At 56.6% G+C, this 6,000-nt stretch carries 7 protein-coding genes; 5 read left to right on the top strand and 2 right to left on the bottom strand.

The genetic code is table 11. The annotated features are described in order from the left end of the window. Positions 1 to 46: 46 nt before the first annotated feature. Positions 47 to 1,579, top strand: a complete 1,533-nt coding sequence (locus ABIQ96_RS25455; protein ID WP_348217478.1) for a sigma-70 family RNA polymerase sigma factor — start codon at positions 47 to 49, stop codon at positions 1,577 to 1,579. A gap of 396 nt (positions 1,580 to 1,975) precedes the next feature. Here the strand turns inward: ABIQ96_RS25455 and ABIQ96_RS25460 are convergent, their stop codons facing one another. Continuing rightward, a complete protein-coding gene (locus ABIQ96_RS25460; RefSeq protein ID WP_348217479.1) occupies positions 1,976 to 3,592 on the bottom strand; it encodes a sigma-70 family RNA polymerase sigma factor in 1,617 nt (538 codons plus the stop codon). A gap of 198 nt (positions 3,593 to 3,790) precedes the next feature. On the opposite strand from ABIQ96_RS25460, the gene ABIQ96_RS25465 reads away from it, so the two are divergent. From ABIQ96_RS25465 to ABIQ96_RS25480, 4 genes are all read left to right on the top strand, one after another. After that, positions 3,791 to 3,913, top strand: coding sequence for a hypothetical protein (locus tag ABIQ96_RS25465; protein ID WP_348217480.1), 123 nt, complete (start codon positions 3,791 to 3,793; stop codon positions 3,911 to 3,913). A gap of 414 nt (positions 3,914 to 4,327) precedes the next feature. Next, positions 4,328 to 4,642 (top strand): hypothetical protein, encoded by a 315-nt coding sequence (locus ABIQ96_RS25470; RefSeq protein ID WP_348217481.1) that lies wholly within the window; start codon positions 4,328 to 4,330, stop codon positions 4,640 to 4,642. A 73-nt stretch (positions 4,643 to 4,715) separates the two neighbouring features. After that, the gene (locus ABIQ96_RS25475; RefSeq protein WP_348217482.1) at positions 4,716 to 4,997 is read left to right on the top strand and encodes a hypothetical protein; all 282 of its coding nucleotides are present in this window, start codon (positions 4,716 to 4,718) and stop codon (positions 4,995 to 4,997) included. 429 nt (positions 4,998 to 5,426) lie between these two features. After that, positions 5,427 to 5,714: a hypothetical protein gene (locus ABIQ96_RS25480; protein ID WP_348217483.1), complete on the top strand. Its 288-nt coding sequence runs from the start codon at positions 5,427 to 5,429 to the stop codon at positions 5,712 to 5,714. A gap of 97 nt (positions 5,715 to 5,811) precedes the next feature. On the opposite strand, the gene ABIQ96_RS25485 is transcribed toward ABIQ96_RS25480, so the two are convergent. Then, the coding region (locus ABIQ96_RS25485; protein WP_348217484.1) for a hypothetical protein at positions 5,812 to 6,000 on the bottom strand (189 nt) is incomplete at its 5' end.

Genomic DNA, 6,000 nt, shown 5'->3' on the forward strand with positions numbered 1-6,000 from the left:
AAAGAAAATTGTCTCCTTTCTCCCACGGCGAGCAAGAGATAGATGTATGGAGGAACCTACCGACCACCGACTGCTGGAACTTTGGCTCGATACCGGTTCGCAATCCGCGTTCGAAGCCTTGGTCATTCGCTACGGCGGAATGGTCCAAGCCGTGGCCCTCCGCACTGGCGACGCCTTGACCGCTGAAGAGGCTGTTCAGGAAACGTTCATCACTCTCGCTCGGAAAGCGCCGCTCCTCCGCAACCGGACCTCCTTGGCCGGATGGCTTCACCTGACTGCAATTCATAAGATCAGGAATCTCCGTCGAAAACGGCAGGCGGAATCTAATAAGCTTCGGACTTTCGATCAACAAACGAACTTGAGGGCTTCGCCGAATGCCTCCACGGAGGATGCTTGGGCCGCACTCAAACCCGAACTGGATGGAGCTCTGTCCCGCTTGGGTGAAAAAGACCGCGGGATGATCCTGCTCCGCTTCTACCGTGACCTCAGCATCACAGAGATCGCCGAGGCTCTTGAGATCGAAACGAAGGCGGCCCAAAAACGTCTGTCCCGGGCCTTGGAGCGTCTGCGTTCGGGCATGCAGCGCCGTGGCTGTGCCCTAAAGACTCCGTTGGCCGCCACTCTGGCCGCGGGCTTTGCGGGAGATGCGACCGCCTCCGTCAGTCACATCTCACGCATCGTCGCGTCGGCCACCGCTCCCGCAAGACCATTTGCATCCATGCTTTTCATCACTCTCATCATGAAGGTCAAATCCAGCATATCGCTCGCCATCGTTTTAATTCTTCTCATCATATCGGGTAGCATCGCTTTTTCGGTTCGGAAACCCGCAGCCGACGCTTCCTCCGCCGACTTGAAAGCTGTTGCCTCCGGCAGCTCGCCGACAGCCTCCGGCGGCATCGGCGATACCACGCGGCGACCGAAACGGCCTGTCGTCAATTCCAGCGATACCGATTCCGCCTTGGTTGCCACCTACGGCGAAGAAAAAGTAAAAGCCGCCTCGAAATCCTCCGCCGCCACGCTGGCCGCACTGGAAGCGATGCGCCAGTTCCAGCTTCACGTGCCGGCCGTCGATCGCGACATCGTTGCCAGCCGTTCGCCCTACAAGGATTGCAACATTTCTTCAGAACAAGCCGATAAGATCACAGAGATCGAAAACGGTGCGCGCCAAAAAGCAGCCGCTCTGTATGACGCAAAAGTGGCGGAGATCCAGAAGCATTCCAAGGAACTCACCGAACTCATTCTCGCGAGTGATCAGTGCGCCACCGGCATACTCTCCCAATCCCAATATGACCAAGCGCTTGCGGCCGCCTCGGGGCCCGTCCGCGATTCCCTTTCGAACGTCATGCGGTCACCGCTGCTCTTCGCGATCGACGACGAAATGTCCGCTCTCAAAAAGGAACAGATCCGCAATGTCCTGGCCCCTGATCAATGGCCCGCCTATGAGCGAGAAATAGCGGCTCCGTTGGAAATGTCCTACAGCGTTCCGCCCCCGGCGCAGAAACTCGATGTGCGCTTGCAGGAAATGGAAGCGATGAGGGCCATTCTCGAAGCCACGATCAAAGGTGCCACCGCTCGCTGAGCAGGAGCTTGCCGGCGGTCTCAATGCCGAATCAACAGCGCGGGCGATGGCTGGTCCTAATCAGTCTCCCTCAAAAAAGCTCTCCATGCTGATCCGTCGGGGGTGGTTCCTTTTCCCCCGTAAGTCCGACTAGCAGACTCGCAGCACGGCGAGGAGAGGATCTTCGTATGGCTTATCATTTTCTGGCGGCGGACCACCGCGAAGGTAAGCGAGCGCGTCTTCTAAATCCAGCACTGCCAGCATGCGGTCATGAAAGGGGAGAAGCAGGCCCTCGGATCCGCGAATCGAGATTGTCGGTGCGGGTGTTGGTGGTATTCCGCTGGATCATCTTGTGGGCCGGGCCGCCGGATTTGCTCTTTGCAGTTTTCAACGTGGGTAATCTCACCATTCAGGATCTCAATGGGCGGGAAGAGGCGTATTATTTGCGCGGATGGTTCCGATGCCTTCGAGCATGGTTTTGAACCCACCGGCCATTTTCCGGGAGGAATCCACATATTGGTCGAGTTGCTGGAGATTCATGGCCATCACTTTGGTGATTTCGGTTTCTTGGGCTTGGGCGGCGAGGGCCTTGGCGTCGGTCTCCTCCATGGCGGCTTGGAAGATCCCGGCTTGGGAAGGATCGAGAAGGGCACGGAATTGCGCACGGTATATGTCATCCAGCACCGGCGACCCGCCCAGGTTCAGTTTTCCCAGCGCGCCGACAATTCCCTGCTGGTCATCCCGGGATGTGTTCTGAAGCGCCGCGTATTCGGACGCGGTGATTTCCGCCCGCGAGAACGCGTCGTTGGCAAGGAGCAACCGCATCACCTTGGCCGGGTCTTCCTTCATGCCGGCAGTGGAGGCCTTGGCGAGGTCGAGCTGACGGGTTTGGAAGCCGGAATAGAGGGCCGCGACCTTCTCCTCCTGTTCCGGGGTCAGCTTGAGTGCTCTGCCCACACCTTTCAAACCGGTATGCCAGCCATCGCCGAAGGTCACTCCGCCGCCATTGAGAGACAATTCCCCGATTTCCACGACGTCATCGAGCAAGCTGATGATGTTGCCGGTGATTTGGCGTGAGAGGTTGGTCCGGGATTCGCCATACTGAGCGACCAGGTCGGGATTCTTGGGCGCTTCACGGGTGTGGGGCCGGGTGGTTCCAAGAGCGGGAGCTTCTTCGTCAGGAGCCAAGCGGCTGGGGGAGGAGTGAGTCGAGGGTTGGGATGCTTGGTGACGATTATCGCCCGCGGCGTCGTGCCCGGTGGTGAGGAGAAAATAAGCCCCGGCACCGGCGAGCAGGAGGATGCTTGCGGCAACTGTAGTTGTGGTTTTGGTCGTCATGAGAATTCCTAAGGTGAAAATGGCGCTGGTTCCGGTGGCTGCAGCGGTCGCTTTCGCAGCGATGAGCCGGACGGCAGGCAAGAGGGTCAGGGCATCAGCGGAGAAGCCGGCGGCCAGTGTGATGCCCAGCGAGCCTTCGACCTCGCCACCGCGGCGGGAAATCTGGTGGCGGAGGCGCACGAGGGCACGGTCGAGACGCTTGTGGGCGGTGGCGGTCGCGATGCCGAGCTTGTTGGCGATCTCCGGGACGGAAAGTGAGCGGTAAAAGCGGAGCAAGATTGCCTCGCGGTCGTTCGCGGAAAGCGCGGCGATGGCGTTGTCCAAGACGGGTTGGAGACGTTTCCAAGCATCTGCGGGAGAGTCCGGTGGCGGGGTTTCCATGTGAGTGTGCAGAAGCTGGAGTTTGCGGATTTCACGCTGGTGGTGGCGCAACAGGTTTTTCGCCTGCATGACGGCGGTGACATGCAGCCAGCCGGCCAGCGAAGAGCGCGATGTCAGGGAGTTCGCTTTTATCGCAAGGGTGATGAAGGTGAGTTGGGCTGCATCGGCGGCGAGGGCGCCATCATCACAGACCCTCTTGGCTGCCGAGTGGACTAGCCCGGAGTAGCGATCAACCAATGAATGAAAAGCGGCTTCCCGCCGGTTTGCGAGCCAGTGCGCGAGAAGTTCTGAATCAGGTGGGCCGGATGAGGACATACTTCACTCTATTCTGTCGGCTCAACCCGGGATATGGACACCCAATTTGATATATTCGCCCCGATTTTTCCGATTTGACCGGCGGGTTTGGAATCTTCGGGTCCTCTTAGCGTTCCCGATCATCGCGTATCCGCTAACTCTCTCGAAGAGCGTTAGTACGCAGGACTTTCCGGCGTCCATGACCGTGTCAATTTCCCGATGGCCGCGCTTGATGCGCCGTTCGACGGCAGGAGGAAAAGTGCCGATCATCCTTTTACCGGCAAGCCTTCCACGGCTGTCTTCCCGGCGTATCGCTTTCTTCGTTCTCGAAACAATAAATGATGCAACGAAGGACGAAGCCACCAGCGAGGCCACCTTGCAGTTCTGTCCAGAGGCTCACGCGATCTTATCGCGAGTCGCAGAAATCCTCCGCAGACCGCTCCCTGAACTGTTGCACGGGCTTCTCTGCGAAGCGGCTGGTCGCTTCGTTACAATGTTGAAGAAGCGCTGAAAACACCTGATGGAATCCACGACCGGGACCTTGTGTCATGGGCTGACCAAGCGATCGCTTTCGAGCGGCTCGCGAAGCGGAATAAGGTTTATGAGCGCCGGTGCGGATCCGGCTGGGGGGGTCGCAATCGAGACGCCAGAGGAGAGAGAAACGAAGCGGGCGCTGTCCGTCGCCTGATTGCCTACATCATCACGCCTCGTCCGGTTTCGGCTGGACGAGGCTTTAAAATCACCCAGATTTAGAAAGTGACTGAAGAAGAAAAGCAGAAGCCCCTCATCTTGGAACTGCGAAAGCTCGCTGGCCAAATCGGAGAGATCGAGGATGCGGAACCCTTTCCCCGTGAAGCGGATTCCGAGAACTACGACTTCCAGATAAAGACGGGACTGGCCACAGCCTTAAATGAAATTTTTGACTACGATCTTCAGGGCTTGGTCCATTTCTTCGGCTACTGTCTAATTCAAAACAGTGTCGAGATTGACGATAGAATGGCCTGCTTGCTGGATTCGCTAGTCCGCGAGGCGGAAGATCAATTAACCAAGCACGATCAGGAATCCGAGTAGGCGATTTACCTATTTTCCCGTTCCGAACCAAACCTTCTTGCGTCGCTTTTATTTTCGGTGAAAAGCTTCGGAAATGGCAGAACTCGCACGAGACGATTTTAGTGTCAGCAATTCGATAGCAACCTTTGTGGTTCGCGTCGGGTCGATTCTGGAGCAAGAAGACGTTTGTTTTAGATTGGCGGAATCGGGAATGATTTACCGGGTTAATTTCGTCGAAGCCGAGAAACAGGGAATTTTCTTGGAACTTCACGGGTATGGTTCGATTTACGTCGGAGTTGAGCAGATAGAGGCGGATTCGTTTTTCTTCGGCGACAGCCCGGAACGGGGTATTATTCCCGATTGGATGGTTGTTTAGGAGGCTCGCGGTCTGCGACGAGGTGCATCGGCACAATACATCGGCGCTCCCTCAGAACCGCAGACCACATGCGCGAATCCAAGTTGTCTGTGCGGGTATTGTTCGTGTACCTGAATTATTTTGTGGTCCAGATCGCTGGAGCTGCTGAAGCCGTTCCGACCTATGGCCTTGGTAACCCACATTTTCGGCCTGTTGTAGAAGGGAAAACTCTACCAATCCGAAGGTATTGAACGACAGTCGGTAATTTCATGTCATGTTTGTAATCTCCGCACTGCGTCGGTCTCCGTCAGCCCCTGGGTTTTCACCGCTGTTGTCGGGGCATTGCAAAAAGCCAAATGCAGAACGTACGAAATTCGGGGATTTCCTAGATTTCGGCTTCGGCGAATCTGATTTGGACTACCGCCCGTTTTGTCGAAAGGATCGAATAAAGTGAGTGAATACCTTCATCACCTCAAGGCCGCAGTCACGGCCCTACACGGCTGCGACTGTCTGCATTCCGGCACAAGCCGGGTGACCTATTTTCACGCCGGCAAGAAAATCTTCGACGGCCGCGTTGAGACGTTTTCGCTGATCGGGCATCAAGAAGCTTTTGAAGCATACGCATGGGCGATCTCTAATGGCGACCAACTGCAATACTTGGCCGTGTTGAAGGTCTTGCCGATTTGGGATGCTTCGGACGCGGTTGCAGCGGTGATCATTACAAGATCAGTTCACTGATTATTCGGACGTTCCGGGTTACTGAGCGGAGTAACCTAAATACGGAAATTCCGTAGATTGCGGGAGAAAGGAGACCACCAGTTGCAAAACTCCGCACTTAGCAGCCTGTTGAAAAACGTCCGGTTTCGAGATGGATGGTGATCCATTCGCGGACATATGTCGCGGGTTTGTAAATCGTGTGGATTGACCGAAAACCGATGCCGTGGGCGACAGGATCCCTGTCGAGCCGCGACAGCTTCCGCATCAGCCATCCTATCAGCCCGAAAAATGCCCCATGGGCCCCTGC

Source organism: Luteolibacter sp. (assembly GCF_039920825.1).
GTDB lineage: Bacteria > Verrucomicrobiota > Verrucomicrobiia > Verrucomicrobiales > Akkermansiaceae > Luteolibacter.

What these genes read in the sequence shown, in the direction of transcription:
- ABIQ96_RS25475 (WP_348217482.1), top strand. Translation starts at nt 4,716, where the DNA reads ATGGCAGAACTCGCACGAGACGATTTTAGTGTCAGCAATTCGATAGCA.
- ABIQ96_RS25455 (WP_348217478.1), top strand. Translation starts at nt 47, where the DNA reads ATGGAGGAACCTACCGACCACCGACTGCTGGAACTTTGGCTCGATACC.
- ABIQ96_RS25460 (WP_348217479.1), bottom strand. Translation starts at nt 3,592, where the DNA reads ATGTCCTCATCCGGCCCACCTGATTCAGAACTTCTCGCGCACTGGCTC.
- ABIQ96_RS25465 (WP_348217480.1), top strand. Translation starts at nt 3,791, where the DNA reads ATGGCCGCGCTTGATGCGCCGTTCGACGGCAGGAGGAAAAGTGCCGAT.